The organism is Aquabacter albus (assembly GCF_040049275.1).
Taxonomy (GTDB): domain Bacteria; phylum Pseudomonadota; class Alphaproteobacteria; order Rhizobiales; family Xanthobacteraceae; genus Aquabacter.
The window spans coordinates 380,906-397,904 of record NZ_JBDZDT010000005.1 but is presented as its reverse complement, the minus strand read 5'-3'; the positions used below and the strand labels follow the sequence as shown (position 1 = coordinate 397,904).

The 16,999-nt window shown below is 67.4% G+C and carries 13 protein-coding genes; 7 read left to right on the top strand and 6 right to left on the bottom strand.

Going from position 1 to position 16,999, the window contains the following annotated elements:
- Window positions 1–30: 30 nt before the first annotated feature.
- From ABLE91_RS14675 to ABLE91_RS14645, 7 genes are all read left to right on the top strand, one after another.
- Window positions 31–711, top strand: a complete 681-nt coding sequence (locus ABLE91_RS14675; RefSeq protein WP_348931739.1) for a DUF3540 domain-containing protein — start codon at window positions 31–33, stop codon at window positions 709–711.
- A 20-nt stretch (window positions 712–731) separates the two neighbouring features.
- On the top strand, window positions 732–2,528 hold the full coding sequence (locus ABLE91_RS14670; RefSeq protein WP_348931737.1) for a tetratricopeptide repeat protein: 1,797 nt from the start codon (window positions 732–734) through the stop codon (window positions 2,526–2,528).
- Window positions 2,525–2,869, top strand: a complete 345-nt coding sequence (locus tag ABLE91_RS14665; protein ID WP_348931735.1) for a hypothetical protein — start codon at window positions 2,525–2,527, stop codon at window positions 2,867–2,869. The genes ABLE91_RS14670 and ABLE91_RS14665 overlap by 4 nt, the downstream gene beginning before the upstream one ends.
- A gap of 280 nt (window positions 2,870–3,149) precedes the next feature.
- Entirely contained in the window at window positions 3,150–3,665 is a 516-nt protein-coding gene (locus ABLE91_RS14660) for an Hcp family type VI secretion system effector (protein WP_348931734.1), read from the top strand.
- A 253-nt stretch (window positions 3,666–3,918) separates the two neighbouring features.
- Entirely contained in the window at window positions 3,919–6,732 is a 2,814-nt protein-coding gene (gene tssH, locus ABLE91_RS14655) for a type VI secretion system ATPase TssH (RefSeq protein ID WP_348931733.1), read from the top strand.
- An 18-nt stretch (window positions 6,733–6,750) separates the two neighbouring features.
- Entirely contained in the window at window positions 6,751–8,379 is a 1,629-nt protein-coding gene (locus tag ABLE91_RS14650; RefSeq protein WP_348931731.1) for a sigma-54-dependent Fis family transcriptional regulator, read from the top strand.
- A 32-nt stretch (window positions 8,380–8,411) separates the two neighbouring features.
- On the top strand, window positions 8,412–9,707 hold the full coding sequence (locus ABLE91_RS14645) for a serine/threonine-protein kinase (protein ID WP_348931729.1): 1,296 nt from the start codon (window positions 8,412–8,414) through the stop codon (window positions 9,705–9,707).
- A gap of 48 nt (window positions 9,708–9,755) precedes the next feature.
- On the opposite strand, the gene ABLE91_RS14640 is transcribed toward ABLE91_RS14645, so the two are convergent.
- From ABLE91_RS14640 to tssM, 6 genes are read right to left on the bottom strand one after another with little or no spacing between them, the layout of a single operon-like run.
- Window positions 9,756–10,520: a MinD/ParA family ATP-binding protein gene (locus tag ABLE91_RS14640; protein WP_348931727.1), complete on the bottom strand. Its 765-nt coding sequence runs from the start codon at window positions 10,518–10,520 to the stop codon at window positions 9,756–9,758.
- Window positions 10,517–10,960, bottom strand: a complete 444-nt coding sequence (locus ABLE91_RS14635; RefSeq protein WP_348931725.1) for a hypothetical protein — start codon at window positions 10,958–10,960, stop codon at window positions 10,517–10,519. Before ABLE91_RS14635 ends, ABLE91_RS14640 begins: the two co-directional genes overlap by 4 nt.
- A gap of 6 nt (window positions 10,961–10,966) precedes the next feature.
- Window positions 10,967–11,941, bottom strand: a complete 975-nt coding sequence (locus tag ABLE91_RS14630; RefSeq protein ID WP_348931723.1) for a serine/threonine-protein kinase — start codon at window positions 11,939–11,941, stop codon at window positions 10,967–10,969.
- Window positions 11,925–12,653: a PP2C family protein-serine/threonine phosphatase gene (locus ABLE91_RS14625; RefSeq protein WP_348931720.1), complete on the bottom strand. Its 729-nt coding sequence runs from the start codon at window positions 12,651–12,653 to the stop codon at window positions 11,925–11,927. The genes ABLE91_RS14630 and ABLE91_RS14625 overlap by 17 nt, the downstream gene beginning before the upstream one ends.
- Window positions 12,650–13,402 carry a type VI secretion system-associated protein TagF gene (gene tagF, locus ABLE91_RS14620; RefSeq protein WP_348931719.1) on the bottom strand — a complete coding sequence of 251 codons (753 nt, stop codon included), beginning with the start codon at window positions 13,400–13,402 and terminating at the stop codon, window positions 12,650–12,652. Before tagF ends, ABLE91_RS14625 begins: the two co-directional genes overlap by 4 nt.
- Window positions 13,399–16,995 carry a type VI secretion system membrane subunit TssM gene (gene tssM, locus ABLE91_RS14615; protein ID WP_348931717.1) on the bottom strand — a complete coding sequence of 1,199 codons (3,597 nt, stop codon included), beginning with the start codon at window positions 16,993–16,995 and terminating at the stop codon, window positions 13,399–13,401. Before tssM ends, tagF begins: the two co-directional genes overlap by 4 nt.
- Window positions 16,996–16,999: the final 4 nt, after the last annotated feature.

Genomic DNA, 16,999 nt, shown 5'->3' with positions numbered 1-16,999 from the left:
GTTCACGGCCTGAATAAACAGAAGGCATTCATGGCAAACAGGGCATTGGAGCGACCGGATGTCGGTCTTGCCGCTTCCGAAAATCGGGACGGCATGCGGATGGCCACCACGGGGGGCGCCGGCGAGGGGCTCGTGCAGGGCAAGATCGTCGAGATCGACGGGGGCAGGTTCGCCGTGGCCGTTGGCGATGACACGGTTTGGGCGGTGCGCAGTCTCAGCTGCCTTCTGGAGCCTGCTGTCGGCGACAAGGTCCTGTTGGCGCGTGTCGATGGCGAGGCCTTCGTGTTGGCCATTCTCGACCGTCTGCTTCCCGATGTGATGACGCTCTCCGTGCCTCAGGCAAAGCGCCTCGTGGTCTCCGCCCCGGACCTTGCGCTGAACGCCACCGACCGCATCGGCCTACAGGGCCGGGAGACGACCCTCCAGGGCGAGCGCGTGCATATCCTCACCAAATCCTTCAGCCTCGTGGGCCAGATGGTGGCCTTCGTCGCGGACATCCTGCAGTCCACGGCGCATCGCAGCGAGACGGCTGCCGATCACGTGTCGGTCCAGGCCGGGAACCGGACCACGCACGTCAAGGGGGCCGATGTCAGTGATGTCGGCATGCTGGTGCAGACCATCGAGCAGGTCTCGACCCAAACGGCGCACACGTCCGTCATGACCGCCAAGGAGGACCTGCGGTTCGACGGCAAGCGCGTGACGGTCGGTTGAGGATGGGCCAGGCGAACGGATTGCCCGGGAGCGACGGCCTCATCGAGGCAGCGCAGCAATTCATGGCCAGCGGGCGGATCGAGGAAGCCGACATGCTTCTCGACGACGTCCTCTCCGCGATGCCGGGCCATGTGAACGCGTTGTGCCTGCGGGCTTCCTCGCTCCTTGCGCGCGGCCAGAAGGATCGTGCCTTTTCTCTCCTGTCAGAGCTCGCGACCCAATGTCCGGACAGGGCGGACATCGTGGGCAATCTCGGTATGGTCCACCACATGGAGGGCCGGGGCGAGGAGGCGCGGTACTGCTACGAGCGCGCTGTGGCCCTGCGGCCGGAAGAGGGCGCTTACCGGGTCTCGCTGGCCACGGTTCTCATCTCCATCGGCGAAGTGGCGGAGGCGAGGGAGCAGATCGTCCACCTCCTTGATATCGGCCGGGAAACGGACAATCGCGAACTCGTCGCCGAGGCGCGTTCGCTGACGGCGCGCATCGCCCTCATGGGAAACGCGCTCTTCGAGGCAGAGCAGGCGCTGCGGGACGCACTGGAGCTGCGGCCCGGCCATCCGATGGATCTCAGCCTGCGATCGGACGTGCTGGCCCGGCTTCAGCACAAGGAGGAAGCGCTCGCGCTCGCGGAGCAGGTCTACCGCAAGGCGCCTGCGGACCATGACAGCGTCGTACTGCTGGCCCGGCGCCTCCTGGACCTCAACCGCTTCGCGGAGGCGGAGCGCCATCTGCGCCGGACGGTGGCCACGGCCCCGAACCATGTGGAAGCGAACTATCTTCTCGCAACGCTGCTTGTGCTGAAGGGAGAGGGGGCGCGCGCGCTTGCGGGCTTCGCCGGCCATGTCCGGCAGGCGCCCAATGATGCCGGCCTCCTCATGCGCATGGCGACGCTTGTGCGCCTCAGCGGCGATCTGGAAAAGGCCCTGTCCTTCGCCGAGCTCGCCCTGAAGCAGGAGGCCGACAATGGGGCTGCCCGGCTCCTGCGCGACGACATCCTGCTTGCGCTCGGGCGCATCGGCGAAGTGTGGCCCGAAAAGCCCGAGGAGGAGCGGTCCGGCGCCGTTCCCGCCATCACCGTGCCGCTCGCGCTGCCGTCAGGGGACGTGCTCTTGCTGTGCCGTTTCGCGAGCCGCCTTGCGCCTCCCGGGCAGCGCATCGTCTGCCATGCGGAGCCGGACCTCCTGCCCTTGCTGGTCGGCATCTCCAGCCTCTTGCCGACGGACGAGCCCGCCCAGGCGGGTGCCGTGCCCATTACCGATCTGCCGGACCTGCTGGGGGTGGGTGAGGATCCCGCTGCCGCGCCCTATCTGGCGGTGGAAGAGGGGCGTTTCGTCCGATGGGCCGATGCCGTCGCCCACCTTCCGCGCCCGCTCATCGGCATCGTGTGGGACGAGGTCCCGCCCGGCCTGACCCTCGATGGGCTGGTGAAGATGCTCAGCGAAAGCCTCGCGGGCGCGGGGACCGTGGTGTCCCTGGTCTTCGATCAGGGCCGCAGCCAGCTTTCGGCCTATCCCGCCATCGTGGATGCGGGCATGAATTTCACCGATTCCCGCGACCTCGCGGCCGCCGTCGCCCAGCTTGACCTCGTGGTCGGAAGCGATGGCCTCGCCATGCATGTGGCGGGAGCGCTCGGGCGCGAAGCCGTCATCGCCGCGCCCTCGCTCCAGCCATGGGTGTGGGCGCAGCGGGACGGCCGGTCCGTCTGGTATCCCACCATTCAGGTGGTGCGGCAGCCGGCGCCGGGGAGCTGGGATACGGTGCTCGCAACGCTGGCATCAGTGGTGCGCGAGAAAGCTCTAGGGACGCAGGAACCATGATCTGGCAGCCGCTCACTCAGGATGTGAATCCCTTCGACGTCATGGTGTCCATGGCGGTGCGGGATTGCATCACCCAGAATCCCAATGGCCTTCGCGAGAACGCGCCCTGGCGGAGTTTCACCTATGACGGGGCGGAGCTGCGCCTGTGCCTGCGCACAGCCCCGCAGCAATCCATCACCCATAATGGCCGTGCCGCGCTGGTGTATGTGGTGGCGGGGGAGGGGGTGAGCGGGCAGATGGGGTATCGCTGCGAGGGCCGCGCCATTCTGGACCTGAAGACCCGCGCCTTCCTGGATGTGGACTGCCAGCTCATTCAGATGGGACACGTTCAGCCCGCCTGATGCCGGCTCCCGCGCGTGTCGCCACAGCGACGCTGAAGCGTCGGTATCATGACACTGTGCATCATGGTGCTCACTGGGGTGGATTGAGCAGAAATCCGCGCAGTTGAGTTCCAGCTTTAAAAGTCATTCAAGATAGACATTGGCACTCGAATCCCTGCCGCAAAGCAAGCGGCTGCATGGGAAAACGTATTATGACGGGTTCGTGAAATAAAACTGGCATCCCCTTTGCTGAAGAGATGGGGCCGGCGCCTGGCCGGTTCTGAGACCGATAGAGGCCAAAATGCCCCAAATGGGTTATGTCACCATCGAAGGTGAGAAGCAGGGCGCGATGACCAAGGGCGCCACCACCGCCGACAGCATCGGCAACGGCTGGCAGTCTGGCCACGAAGACGAGAGCCTGGTGCTCGCGTTCTCCGGTCACGTGATCATCCCCCGCGACCCGCAGTCCGGCCAGCCTTCCGGCACCCGCGTGCACCAGCCCGCGGTCATCACCAAGTACTTCGACAAGGCCTCGCCGATGCTGTGGCAGGCGCTCGCCACCGGCGAAGTGCTGAAGACGGTCGAACTCTCCTTCTGGCGCACCTCCACCACCGGCGCGCAGGAAAAGTACTACACCATCAAGTGGGAAGACGCTGTGCTGGTGGACGGCAAGGCGCACATCCCCCACGTGCTCAAGGACGAGAACAAGGCCCTCCAGCACATGGAAGACTGGTCCTTCACCTACCGCAAGGTGACCTGGACGCACGACAAGGCCAGCAGCACCGGCTCTGACGACTGGCGCGCTCCCGCCAAGTGATCTGCGGTTTTACCGCCCGGCCGGCCCTTCGGGGCCGGCCTTTTTGTTTTCAAGTACGCCATTCCTGCGAATGTCATTTCGAGGTCACGTACTACCGCTTTCCTGCGCGCGGTAGGGATGGGGAGAGGGGACTCCGGCTTTCGAGCCAGCCATGGCCCGGAGCGACCGCTCCGCCTTCCTGCCAACCATGGAATCAAGCCTCGTCCATCGCGCGCCGCAACGGCGCCGGGGACGCACCGCGGGGATCGCGAAAATGCTGTCGCTCGACCTGAAGTCTCTGCTGGACCGCCTTGGCCCGTATCCGAAGCGGTCGCTGGAGACTGCGGCGGGCCTCGCCGTCGGGCGCGGAAATTACGAAGTCACCGTCGAGCATTTCCTGCTCACCATGGTGGACGACGCCGACCGCGACCTGCCCCTGGCACTCCGCCATTTCGAAGCGGATGTCCCGGCCCTGAAGCGCCGCCTGCAGCGCGCGGTCGAGGATATGAAATCCGGCAATTCCGGACGTCCCGTCTTCTCGCCTACCCTGATCGAGGTCATCACCGACGCCTGGCTTCTGGGCTCGGTGGAACTCGGCCAAAGCGCGGTCCGCTCGGGCACCGTGCTGCTGGCGATCCTCACCAATTCCAACCGCTTCGGCCTCGCCGACTGGTGGGACGTGCTGCGGCAGGTTCCGGCGGCGGAGCTCAAAGCCCGCTTCCATGACCTTGTTGCCAAGTCCGCCGAGACGCAGGTCGCCGCAGCGGCGCCCGGCACCGCGTCCGGGCGGAAGGACGGCGTGCCGTCCTCCCGCTCGCCGGACAGCGTGCTCGGCCGCTTCGCCACCGATTTCACCGCCATCGCCCGCGCCGGCAAGATCGACCCGGTCTTCTGCCGCGACCGCGAAATCCAGCAGATGATCGACATCCTGGGCCGCCGGCGGAAGAACAACCCGATCTGCGTGGGCGAGCCCGGCGTCGGCAAGACGGCGGTGGTCGAAGGACTCGCGCTCAAGATCGCCCAGGGCGACGTGCCGGACTTCCTGAAGCAGGTGGAGCTGATCGGCATCGATCTCGGCATGCTCCAGGCCGGCGCCGGCGTGAAGGGCGAGTTCGAGAACCGCCTCAAGGGCATCGTGGAGGAGGTCAAAGCCTCGCCCACGCCCATCATCCTGTTCATCGACGAGGCCCACATGCTGGTGGGCGCCGGCGGGCCGGCGGGCGGCGGCGATGCCGCCAACCTCCTGAAGCCGGCCTTGGCGCGCGGCGAGCTGCGCACCATCGCCGCCACCACCTGGAGCGAATACAAGAAGTATTTCGAGAAGGACGCCGCTTTGGAGCGTCGCTTCCAGGTGGTGAAGCTGGACGAGCCGAGCCCGGTGGAGGCCGCCACCATCCTGCGCGGGCTGCGGCCCATCTATGAGAAGAGCCACAACGTCTATGTGCGCGACGATGCGGTGATGGCCGCCGCCCAGCTCTCGGCCCGCTACATTTCCGGCCGCCAGCTCCCCGACAAGGCGGTGGACGTGCTCGACACCGCCTGCGCCCGCGTGAAGCTCTCCCTCTCCAGCCGCCCGCAGGCGCTGGAAGCGAACGAGCGGCGCATCGCCATGCTGGAGCGTGAACTCGCCGCCCTGCAACGCGACCGCTCGACGCTCGGCACCCAGGAAGACCCGCGCTGCGCCGAGATCGATGCGGAGATCGCGACGCTGCGCACCGACATCGCCGCCATGGACGCGCGCTGGCAGGCTGAGAGGGCGTTGGTGGACCGCATCCTCACCCTGCGCCAGGAACTGAACGCGCTGACCGAAGGCACCGCCGAGCCGGCCGAGGAACCGGCTGAAGCGGATGCTCCGGCCGATGCAGGGCAGGTGGACGCGGCATCGGGTGAACCCGAGCTGCGGACCCAGCTGGCACAGGTCATCGGCGAGTTGCGCACCTGCCAGGGCCGCGCCGGCCTGTTGCATTACGAGGTGACGCCCGAGACCATTGGTCAGGTGATCGCCGACTGGACCGGCATCCCCATGGGCAACATGGTGCGTGACGAGGCGGCCTCCGTGCTCGCGCTGTCGGACAACCTCTCCAAGCGCATCAAGGGCCAGGGCCAGGCCATCGGCGCCATCGACGAGGGCATGCGGGCGGCCAAGGCCGGCCTCAACAGCCCGACCCAGCCCATGGGCGTGTTCCTCTTCGTCGGCCCCTCCGGCGTCGGCAAGACCGAGCTGGCCACCGCCGTGGCAGACCTGCTGTTCGGCGGCGAGCGCTTCCTCGTCTCCATCAACATGTCCGAGTTCCAGGAGCGCCACACGGTCTCCAAGCTCGTCGGCTCGCCTCCGGGCTATGTGGGCTACGGGGAGGGGGGCATCCTGACCGAGGCCGTGCGCCAGCGGCCTTATTCCGTGGTGCTGCTGGACGAGGTGGAGAAGGCCGATCCGGAAGTCCTTAACCTGTTCTATCAGGTGTTCGACAAGGGCGTGCTCTCCGACGGCGAAAGCCGGGTGATCGACTTCAAGAACACCATCGTCATCCTCACCAGCAACCTTGCCACTGATATTCTCACGGAGATGGGCGTGCAGGCCGAGCGGCCGTCCATGGAAGACCTGGTCACGGCCATCCGCCCGACCCTGTCGCGCCACTTCAAGCCGGCGCTCCTCGCCCGCATGCAGATCGTGCCCTTCTACCCTCTGCTGGGCGACACGCTGGGCGAGATCGTGCGGCTGAAGCTGGGGCGCGTGGGCAAGCGGTTGCGCGAGAGCCAGAAGATGTCCTTCTCCTACACCGACGCGGTGGTGCGGCAGATCGCCGAGCGCTGCACGGAAGTGGAGACCGGCGCGCGCAACATCGACCACATCGTCTCGAAGACGCTGCTTCCGGAGATCGCCACCGAGATCCTTGCGCGCATGAGCGAGGAGAAGCAGGCGGACGGCATTCTCGTGGACGTGACCTCGGACGGCCGCTTCACCTATCAGTTCAGCCACGGGGGCATTGCGGAAGAGGAGCCGGCTTTGGAGGCCTTGGCCCTTGAGGTCCTGGCCGATGACGGGGACCTTGCAGAGGACGCCGAAGCTCCGGAATCGGCGGTGGCATAAGGCCTCTTCACTGTGGATGTGGCATCGAACGAGTCCCTCGCGGCGCTTGAGGAATTGATGGAAGTCACGACGGCGCTCGCAACCGAGCGTCGTCTTGAAAGCCTTCTCAACGCCATCGTCAGCGCCGCGCGCCGCCTCACGGCGGCGCAGGGGGGGCGTGTGCTGGTGCTGGACCGCACGGGGCGGGAACTGCATTGCCTTGTCGGGCAGAACGAAGCGGCGCCAGAGTTGGCGGGGCTGGCGCAGAGCGTCCAGCTCTACCGCGCCGCCAATTCCTTCAATCTCGATGATCCGAGCGCCTATGCGGCCGTCACCGGCCGGGTGGTGAACATTGCCGACGTGCAGGCCTATACCGGGTTCGATTTCTCGCCACTCTATACGCAGGAAGCCCCGACCCGCTTCCGCACGCGCTCCTTCCTGGCGCTGCCGCTACGCTCCGTGGAGGGCCTCACCCTCGGCGTGCTGCAGCTCACCAATGTGCGGATGGACGCGGTGGAAGGGTCTTCCGCGCTGAGCCCGGAATCCGAGCGCATCGTCCGCTGCTTTGCCGCCCATGCGGCGGTGGCTATTTCCAATGCCCGCCTGTTCGACGAGAACCGCCGGCTGATCCGCCAGCTCGACCGGGCAAAGACCGACCTGGAAGAGGAGAATACGCGCCTGCGCAACGCGCAGGCCGGGACAGTGGACGGGGTCATCGGCGCGAGCGCGCCCTTCCAGGTGGCGCAGGCGCTGCTGCGCCGTGCCGCCCCGGCCAGCGTGCCGGTCCTGCTGCTGGGGGAGACCGGCACCGGCAAGGAAGTCTTCGCCAAGATGCTGCACGCGGCCAGCGCGCGCAGCCAGAAGGCCTTCGTGGTGCAGAACTGCGCGGCATTGCCCGAGCATCTTCTTGAGAGCGAGCTGTTCGGCTATCGCCGCGGCGCCTTCACTGGCGCGAATGCGGATCGCGCAGGTCTCGTCCACAGCGCCAATGGGGGAACCCTGTTCCTGGACGAGGTGGGCGACATGCCGCTCGGCCTCCAGGCGAAAATCCTGCGGCTGCTCGGCCAGGGCGAGGTGCGGCGCGTCGGCGACACGCGCACCGAGACCGTGGACGTGCGCATCGTCGCCGCCACCAATGTGGACCTGCCGGCCAAGATCGCCGCCGGCCAGTTCCGCGAGGATCTCTATTATCGCCTTTCGGTCTTCCCCATCACGCTGCCGCCATTGCGCGAGCGGGCGTCCGATATCCCGGCGCTGATCGAATATTTCCTCGCCGGCGCCTGCCAGCCGCTCGGCCGTCGCCCGCCGGCCCTCACGCCCGAGGCGCTCTCGTGCCTTCTGGACTGGCGGTTTCCCGGCAATATCCGCGAATTGAAGAACATCCTGGAGCGCGCCGTCCTCCTCTGCGACGACGGGCGGCTCGATCTGCATCATTTGCCGCCCGAGCTTTCCTTCCGCAATGAGGTGCCCGCGCCAGTGCTGAATCCCGACGAGGAGGATGCAGGCTTGCGACTTATGGTGCAGAATTACGAAGCGGCCATCATCGAGGTGAAGCTGCGCGAGACCGGATGGAACCAGAGCCGCGCGGCTGATCTTTTGAAGATCTCCCGCCGCAGTCTGGTGGAGAAGCTGTCGCGTTACGACATCCGCCAGCCGGGCCGCATGTAAAGCGAACGGGGGATTTCGTCATCGACGCGCGTTTGGAAGAGCTTTTCGCGGCGTTCTTCGCGGGCCGGCGGTCGTTCGATCAGCTTGCTGTGGATCTGCGGGCCTATTCCCAGAATGGGGACCAGGGGCTGTCCGTTCTCTCCGCCGCTCTTCAGGAGCAGATCAATCTCGGCCGCATGCCCTACGATCTGGCCATGATCCTGTTCCAGGAGGTGGGGCGGCCGCCTGAGCCCGTGCCGGCTCCCAGCCTTCCGGAGGCGCCCCCTCTGCCAGCGACCAAAGCAAGTGATGAAGAGACATTGCGCGAGCGGGTGGACGCGGTGGTGCTCTCGGCGCTGATCGGCCAGTTCAAGGATCTGCGCAAAGGCGGGGAGGCGCGGGCCCGCCAGAACCAGCGCCAGCTCGACGATGCCCTGACCGCGTTCCGCTCGGCGCGCCTGCGCCAGGACGCCCGCAACAGCGCCGCCGGCAACGGCCGGCCGCTGGTGCTCGGCCGCGACGGGCGGGAGGAAAACCGGGTCGGCCAGATCCTGCGCGACCGCTTCATCCTGGACGCGGAACTGGGGCGCGGCGGCATGGGTGTGGTCTATCGCGCCGCCGACCGCCGGCGGGTGGAGGCGGCTGACAGCCGGCCCTACGTCGCCATCAAGCTGCTCAACGGCGATTTCGGCGCCCACCCGGATGCGTTGCGCGCCATGGAGGCGGAGGCGCGGCGCACGCAGGACCTGTCCCACCCCAACATCGTCGCCGTCCACGACTTCGACCGGGACGGCACCCATCCCTTCATCGTCATGGAACTTCTGGAGGGCCGTTCGCTGGATGCGTGCCTGCGGGAGGATTCTGCTTTCGCGGGCAGCGCCGCGGCCTGGCATGCGATCCGCGATATTTTCGCTGGCCTCAGCCACGCCCATGCCCAGGGCGTCACCCATGCGGACCTGAAGCTGGCCAACCTGTTCCTGAACTCGGAAGGGCGGCTGAAGATCCTCGATTTCGGCATTGCCAGCGCCGCCCGCAGCGGGGATTTCGACACGCTCGCGCTCGATGCGGTGACGCCGGCCTATGCCAGTCCCGAGCAACTGCGCGGCGCCCCGCGTGATCCCCGCGACGACGTCTACGCCTTCGGCTGCCTCATCCATCTGCTGCTGACGCGCAAGCATCCGTTCGACCGGATTCCGGCGACCGATGCCATGGAGCGCGGCATGGTCCCACCGCCCATCGATGGCCTCACAGATGCCATGCAGGCCGCGCTCGCCTCCGCGCTTGCCTTCGACCAGACGGTCCGGCCGGCCGATGCCGGCGCCTTCCTCGCGGCCTTCCAGGGGCGTTGATCCCGAAAACCCGGTTTCCCCTCTCCCGCTTGCGGGGGAGGGCGCCCCTCAGGCCTGCACCAGGTCCACCACCGGGCGCAGGGCCTGGGAATAGACGCTCTGCGGCGACAAAGCGGAAAGGATGCCGGAGCTGCCGAGACGCACGAGGTCCTCAGTGAGCGGGAGCACCGCCGCCACCGGCGTGCGGAACGCGGTCGAGACGCGGTCAGACAATTGCTTGGCGTCGAACGAAGGCAGCGCCTTGTTCACCACCAGCAGCAATTGCGGCACGTCGAGCCGCCGCGCCAGTTCCAGCGTCACCGCCGTGCCCTGATAATCCTGATGGTCCGGCCGCAGCACCAGAAGCAGCGTGTCGGAGATGGCGATGGAGAGCAGAGTCTCCTCGTTCACGCCAGGGTGGGTGTCGATCAAAAGGTAATCCAGCGCCAGCTTCTCGCTCAGGGTCTGGAAGCCGTCATTGAGGAGGTCCACCTCGAACCCCTCCTTCAGCACGCGCGCGATCTCGCCCGCCTGCATGCTGGAAGGGAGCAGGTTGATGCTCCCCTTGCCATTTCCCCCGTCTGGAAAGGCCTGGGCCGTCACGTCGATGGCGGCCTCGGTGATGCTGCAGCGGCCCCAGAGATAATCGTTGAGGGTGAAACGCGCGGCATCCGCATCGAGGCCGAACAGCACATGGATGCCCGGCGAGAGGATGTCGGTATCCACCACGCCCACCCGATGGCCCTGCTTCGCCAGCAGGTAGGCCACATTGGCGGTGATGGTCGATTTGCCGGTGCCGCCGCGATAGGAGTGAGTGGAGATGATGCGCGTCATTCCCGGCCCCCCGGCCCTGTGGGCTTGTGCTTCTCGCGCAGCGACCGAGCACGGCGCTGAATATCCTGGAAATAGTCGGATTCGGTGATGGCGCCCACCTCGCGCTTGAAGCGCTGGCGATCGATCTCGACGGTCAATTGCGCAACGGTGCTGGAGAGGTTCTCATTCTCGCGGGCGAGGCGGCCGTTCGCCTCTTCGAGCTGCGCCTGGACCCCCTTGAGTTCTTCGACGAGCTGCGTCAGGCGCATCTCGCGCGCCTCCACGCTCACCAGCATGAAGCCGAAGGATTCCGCGAGGTCCCGCACCATTTCCGGCGCGTCCTCGGCGCCGGTGAGGGCGAACAGTTCGTCGGATTGGTGATAGTTGCCGCGGGCGATCTGGCGGCACAGCTCATCGAGCTTCCGCAGCGCTGTCGATGTCGTTCCTGGGGTGTCGGGCATGCAGGGCTACCGGCGCGCAACGAGAAGCGCTGCGCCGGCACGCCAGCGCGAGCCGAGGTCGGGCAAGGTCCAGGGGGCGGCGAGGAAGCGCTGGGTGAAGTCCTCCACCCGGGCCGGCCGCTGCTCCGGGTCGAAGGAGAGCAGGGCCTGCAAAGCGCGCCAGCGATGGCTTGCGAGGCCTTCGGGCCGCAAAGGGGTGGTGCCGGCTTCGCGGGCGTCCAGGGCCGTGCGCCGCTGGAAAGGATGGGTGCCGGTGAGCACCAGATGCACCAGCAGGCCGAAGGCGAAGAGATCGCAAGCGGGGGTCGGTGCCGCGCCCTCCAGCCGCTCGGGCGAGGCGAAAGCGGGGGTGAGTGCGCCCACCTTGTCCAGGAGGCGGACGGTGGAATCCTCGTCGTCCACCCGGGCATCATGGGGGCGCTGCGAGAGGCCGAAATCCAGCACCTTCACCGTGCCGTCGAGGCAGATGAACACGTTGCCGGGCTTCAGGTCGCTATGGATCATGCCCTTGGCATGAGCAAAGCCCAGCGCCGCGCTCACGCCCTGCACGAAACCGCGCGCCTGCCGCCATTCCAGGCCGTTGCCGTTCTTCTCCCTGAGCACCGCGCCCAGGGTGCGGCCCTGAAGCAGCTCCATCACCAGGAAATGGGTATCTCCATCCTGGTCGCTGTCATAGACGCGCACGATGTTGGGATGCACCAGGTCCAGCGTGCGCTGCGCCTCGCGGTGGATCAGCTCCCGCGCCGGCGCGTCATAGGGCGGAGCGAGGGTGGCGATCTTGATGGCGACATGGGGCTGGGGCGCGCGGGCGCGCAGGCGCACATGGTCCACCGCATGATAGACCGTGCTCATGCCGCCGCGACCGATCATCTGGATCAGCTCGTAGCGGCCCTTCAGCCGCGTGCCGAGGTGGGGCGGCAGGACGGTCGGCCGCGTGGCCGCACCTTTCTTCACATGCCTCGGGTCAACCGCGCGCGACATGCATCTCCTCCTCGGGGCAGATGCGGACCACTACCGCCGTAGCATCATCACGCGTACCACATGCGACAGCCTCCGCCACCACTTGTTCCGCCGAAGCTGGAGACGTGGTTGCTATAAGCTCTCCAAGCCGGGTCTCCGTGACGGCGTTGAACACGCCGTCTGAGCACAGGAGCAAGGTGTCCCCCGGCAGCAGGTCGACGATGGCGCAGTCCACGTCCACCGTTTCCTCGGGGCCGATGGCGCGGGTGACCATGCTGCGCGCCGGGGTTCCCTGCGAAACGCGGGCGAAGATGGCGTGGTCCCGCGTCACCTGGTGCAGGGTGTTCTCGCGCGCGAGATAGGCACGTGAATCCCCGGCCCACAGGCACACCGCGCAACCTTCCCCGAGAACGGCGAGCACCACTGTCGCGCCCATGGGACGCGCGGTCTCCGTGCCGGCCTGAAACAGCGCGGCATTGGCGCGGAACAAGGCATCGCGCGCCTGCTCGACCCGGGCATCGAGCACGGCGCCGGGCTTGACGGTGCGGACCAGCAGCTCCACCACGGCCCGGCTGGCCACTGCGCCCTCGGCGAGGCCGCCAATGCCGTCTGAGAGAACGAAGAGGCCGGCGGATTCGAGAATGGCGTGAGCGTCTTCGTTCTGCGGGTGCAGGGGGCCGATATGGGTGGCCGCAGAGGCGGAGACCCGAAAGTCAGCATGGAAATCCGTCACGGTAGCCCTCGCTGGGAGGAGCCGGGCCCGGCCCATTTCCCGTCCATCATCCGCTCGAACACGTCCGCCCCCGGCAGTCCGCGCGCCATGAGCCAGACCGGCGGCAGATCGCCCCAGCCCTCGTGCCACCAGCAGGACAGGCCCACCGGCTGCGTCGCGTCCGCCCGCAGGGTCCAGGTAAGCAGGTCGCTGGCGGCGCTCGCCACCGAATTGTGCTTCCGCCCGGTGAGCACCCATACGCGGTCGGAGCGGTTCGCGCCTTCCTGGACCATGCGCATGACCGGCTCGGGCGCGGGTGGCGGAAGAAAGCGGTCGACAAAAGAACCGATGGTGTCGGTCGCGGCGTCCACGTCCAGGCTGCCCTCGATGACTTGGAGCGTCAGGGCTTCCAGCCGGCTGGTGAAGGGGCGGGTCTCCTCATTGAGATCCAGGAGGCCGAAGTCGCGCACGAAGGGCACCGCGACGGTGAACGGGAAGGCGCGGCCGAACCGGTCCACGGAGGAGGCCAGCACCCCGATCCAGCCCTCAGGTCCGACGATGCCGGGATCCAGCGCGAAGCGCCAGGGCGGGCTGGTGAGGTAGATCGCGTTCCACGCACCCATGGTGCGTTCCGCGCCCGCCATCATCATGCGCGACAGCCACGCATCCCACGGTGTCACGAAGGACATGGGAAGGTTGCGCCGCACGAAATCGTCCTTCGAGGGGATCTTGCCGTATAGCCCCCCGCGGGAGCCGGCGGGGGCTGTCATAGCTCGTCCGGGCACCTGAAGCTGCTGAGGGCGCCGAGCCCGAACGGGCTGTTGACGCTTGCGGCACGCAGCTCGTAGGTCATGCTCTGGCCGTCCGGCCCGTTCACGGTGAAGGTCTGCCGGTCGGTGCGCCCGCGGGGTGCGGAGGCGGTGACGAAGCGGAACAGCGCCCAGGGGCCGGACCGCTGGACCCGGGTCTCGGCGCCCTCCACCGGTGTGAGGGTCACCGACATCGTGCTCGCCTCGGCCTTCGTGGGCCATTCCATGTCGTAGGTCCGCGGCGCCTCGTGGCGATAGACGATGTCCGTGCCGTCGATGGAGAGGGTCGCGCGCAGCACGTTCGGCGTCAGGAAGGTGGGCCTGAGGCCGAACTTCACCAGGAGCGTCGGTCCTTTATTGGGGAAGAAGGCCTCGCGGATCTGCCGGGCGCGGCTGAACTGCGCCAGGGTCGCCTGGCTGACCGGCACAGGCCCGCCATCCTGGGCGATGGGCACGTAGGTGCCGCGCCGGTCGGTGACGAGGGTGCCCAGATACTGCTGGAAGAAGGTGTCCAGGGTGCCCCCGGGCCGGAAGAAATCGGTGAAGTCGCCGAGCGTGATCTCGTCCTTGGCATCCGCATAGACCGGATACTTCCGGGCGATCGCATTTTCGCAGACCGGCAGCACATCCTGCTTCCAGGCCTGGTTGATGTTCGCGTAGCCCATCCCCACGAGCGTTGCCCACGAGCTTTCCACGACGCTCCGCAGCACCGTGCGCACCGGCTCCGGACGCAGGGCGGAATCGATGCGCAGGGCGGTGAAGGCGTCACCCCCCTGACCCGCTTGACCACCCTGGTTCTTGCCCTGGGCCGAGATCACCTGGAACGCAGCGACGGGCGGCTGCGGCGCGTTCGCGACGCCGGACAGGACGCCGTACACGTTGCTGACGAGGTCGCGGATCTTCGCGGTGTCCGGCGGCTGGCCGGAGGCACCGGCGACGCCCAGCTGGATCAGGGGGATGAAGGGCTGTGTGATGGTCTTGCCCGGCCACGGCCCGTCCCCAAGCGCGGCGCTGGTGGCGGCGTCCCCGGCCGAGGCGATCGCTTTCTGGGCGAGTGCGGAGCCGGGCGCGGCGGGCTGGATGCCTGGCCCGGTCGGCATCGGCACGTTGCTCTGCTGGCCGGGCGCGGGCAGGTCCGTATTCTCGCGAACCGCCGTGATGAGGGCGTCCAGCGGGGATTGCGGGCCGGCGAGATTCTGGAGCACCCCTAGCGCCTGCGGCATCGTGTTGAAGCGCAAAGCGGTGACGCGGGACAGCGCGGTCTGCCAGGCGGCGATGTAGTCCCTCACATAGAGGTCGGCGATCTGCCGGGCGAGGGCCTGGGATTGCGGCTGGCTGCCCGTGCCCACGACCCAGTCGCCGCCGAGGGCTTCGGAGACCAGAACGGGAAGCTGGGGCAGGAAGAAATTGTAGAAGCCGGTGCGGGTAAACAGGCCCGGGATCGTAAGGGCGCCGCTCGCCTGCGCCTGCGCCCCGCCTGCAAGGCTTCGCATGCCCATGACCTGGGCAAGGTCGACATTCTGGAGCTGCTGGTTCTGGTACCCCTCGCGCAGCAGCCGGGCATAGACTTGGTCCACCTGCGGCACCCGGGAGAGGCGGTTGCGGGCCTCCGCGATCAACTGATCGTTGAGCGCGTAGCGGCGGGGCATCAGGCCGACCAGTCCTTCGAGATGGCCGTCAAGAGCCTTCTGCCGCACCGGGTCCAGCGGGTAGGTGAGGACGGCCTCGCTCTTCGCCATCTGTAGCATGGTGGCCCGATCGAAGCGGGCCGGATCCCCGAGCATCAGATAGCCGCGCAGCGCGACGCGCATATCTTCCAGCGACGCCGGGGTGTTGGTCTGGAGGTCCTGGGTGATGCGGGCTTCCAGCCGCGCCGCGAAGGCGGGCATGAGGCGGCTGATGAGGAGCTGGTCATAGGCGGTCTGCGCCGCCTTGCCGAGGCGGGGGGCCGCGGAAAGGCCGAGAAGCTCGCCGTTGATCCAGGAGCGGGATCCGCCGGCCACGTCTTCCAGCGTGCGCGCCGCGTCAAGGATGGGAAGGGCTTCCGAATAGGAGGGCTGCGGCCGCAGGCGCTTCAGCGCGCCGTCCAGCTCATCCAGCGCCACGCGGGTCTCGCCGATGCGGATCTCGGCGCGCGAGCTGGCGAAGATCCAGCCCGAGGCGAGGCCCAGCGTGCCCGCGGCCACCAGCACGAAGCAGGCGGCCCGCACGGCCGAGAGGCGCCGCTCGAGCTTGCGGTTCACCCCCACGAGGCCCTGCTCGTCGAAGATCACGTCGCTGAGCAGGCGCTTGATGAAGAAGGCCTTGCCGGCACCGGTCTGGCTGCGCCGCGCGCCGCCGGACAGGCCGAAATTGCGGCTCATGGCGCCCAGCAGCCGTTCCACCGGGGCACCCGCCTGGGTGCCAGAGGTGAAATAGAGGCCGCGCAGGATGGGGCGCATCTCGAAGCGGGTGGTCTTGAAGACCTCGGACGTGAAATGGCCAAGCGGCCCGCGCAGGCTCGCGAACTCCTTGGGGAAGGTGAACATGCGGCAGCGCCGGGCGAGCGCGCGCTCCTGATGCATCAGCCGCATCAGGCGGCCTTCGAGGCGTTCCACGAGGTCGAGGAAGTTGCGATCGAACTCCGCTTCCGCCTGGCCGGAGGGGGTCTCCAGCGGGAAGGTCATGCCCCAGACCTGGGAGCGGCCCATATCGTCCAGCTCGTCGAAATATTCGCCGAAGCCGCTGAGGAGGTCGCATTTCGTGATCAGCACATAAACCGGCACCGCCATGCCGAAAAAGCGCATCAGCTCCTGGAGGCGCTTCTTGATGTTCTCGGCATGAGTGCGGCGCTGCGCATCGCTGGTGGCGATGATGTCAGCGAGGCTGATGGCGATGATGATGCCGTTGATGGGGCGGCGCGGCCGGTGGGTGCGCAGAAGCTCCAGGAAGCCGCGCCAGGTGGCCTTGTCCACCTCGCTGTTCACGTCCTGGGTGGTGTAGCGCCCCGCAGTGTCGATCAGCACTGCCTCGTCGGTGAACCACCAGTCGCAGTAGCGGGTGCCGCCCACGCCGGCCACCGGATCGTCGCCCACGCGGTCGGCAAGCGGGAAGTTCAGGCCGGAATTCTTCAGGATGGTGGTCTTGCCGGCGCCTGGCGGCCCTAGGATCACGTACCAGGGCAACTGGATCATGTAGTTCCGGCCGGCCTCCTGGCCGATGGCGTTCTCCTTGAGCACCCGCATGGTGCTCTCGAAGCGCTCCCGGATGATCTCGATCTCGTCGGAGGACTGCTCGCTCGCCAGAAGCGCGAGGCCGTCGGAATCCAGCAGCGTCTTGATGGCGCGGGCATTGGCCCGGCGCGAAAGGTAAATGCGCAGAACGAGGGTCAGGATGGCGGCGAGGAACAGCCCCGCAATCACCGCGATCCGCGTGCTGACGCTGACCAAAGGCGCGAAGCCGGCAACCTCTATATAGGGGCCGATGAACCAGATCAGGATGGAAATACAGCACAACCCCACCAGCATCAGCAGGGTGCGGATGCGCAGGAAGTCAGCGACGAGGGCGGCGAGCATGAAT

Excerpts from the sequence above, each read along its gene's own strand:
- tagF (WP_348931719.1), bottom strand. The coding sequence starts at position 13,402 with ATGACAGCCCCCGCCGGCTCCCGCGGGGGGCTATACGGCAAGATCCCC.
- ABLE91_RS14630 (WP_348931723.1), bottom strand. The coding sequence starts at position 11,941 with ATGTCGCGCGCGGTTGACCCGAGGCATGTGAAGAAAGGTGCGGCCACG.
- ABLE91_RS14665 (WP_348931735.1), top strand. The coding sequence starts at position 2,525 with ATGATCTGGCAGCCGCTCACTCAGGATGTGAATCCCTTCGACGTCATG.
- ABLE91_RS14660 (WP_348931734.1), top strand. The coding sequence starts at position 3,150 with ATGCCCCAAATGGGTTATGTCACCATCGAAGGTGAGAAGCAGGGCGCG.
- tssM (WP_348931717.1), bottom strand. The coding sequence starts at position 16,995 with ATGCTCGCCGCCCTCGTCGCTGACTTCCTGCGCATCCGCACCCTGCTG.
- ABLE91_RS14675 (WP_348931739.1), top strand. The coding sequence starts at position 31 with ATGGCAAACAGGGCATTGGAGCGACCGGATGTCGGTCTTGCCGCTTCC.
- ABLE91_RS14640 (WP_348931727.1), bottom strand. The coding sequence starts at position 10,520 with ATGACGCGCATCATCTCCACTCACTCCTATCGCGGCGGCACCGGCAAA.
- ABLE91_RS14635 (WP_348931725.1), bottom strand. The coding sequence starts at position 10,960 with ATGCCCGACACCCCAGGAACGACATCGACAGCGCTGCGGAAGCTCGAT.
- tssH (WP_348931733.1), top strand. The coding sequence starts at position 3,919 with ATGCTGTCGCTCGACCTGAAGTCTCTGCTGGACCGCCTTGGCCCGTAT.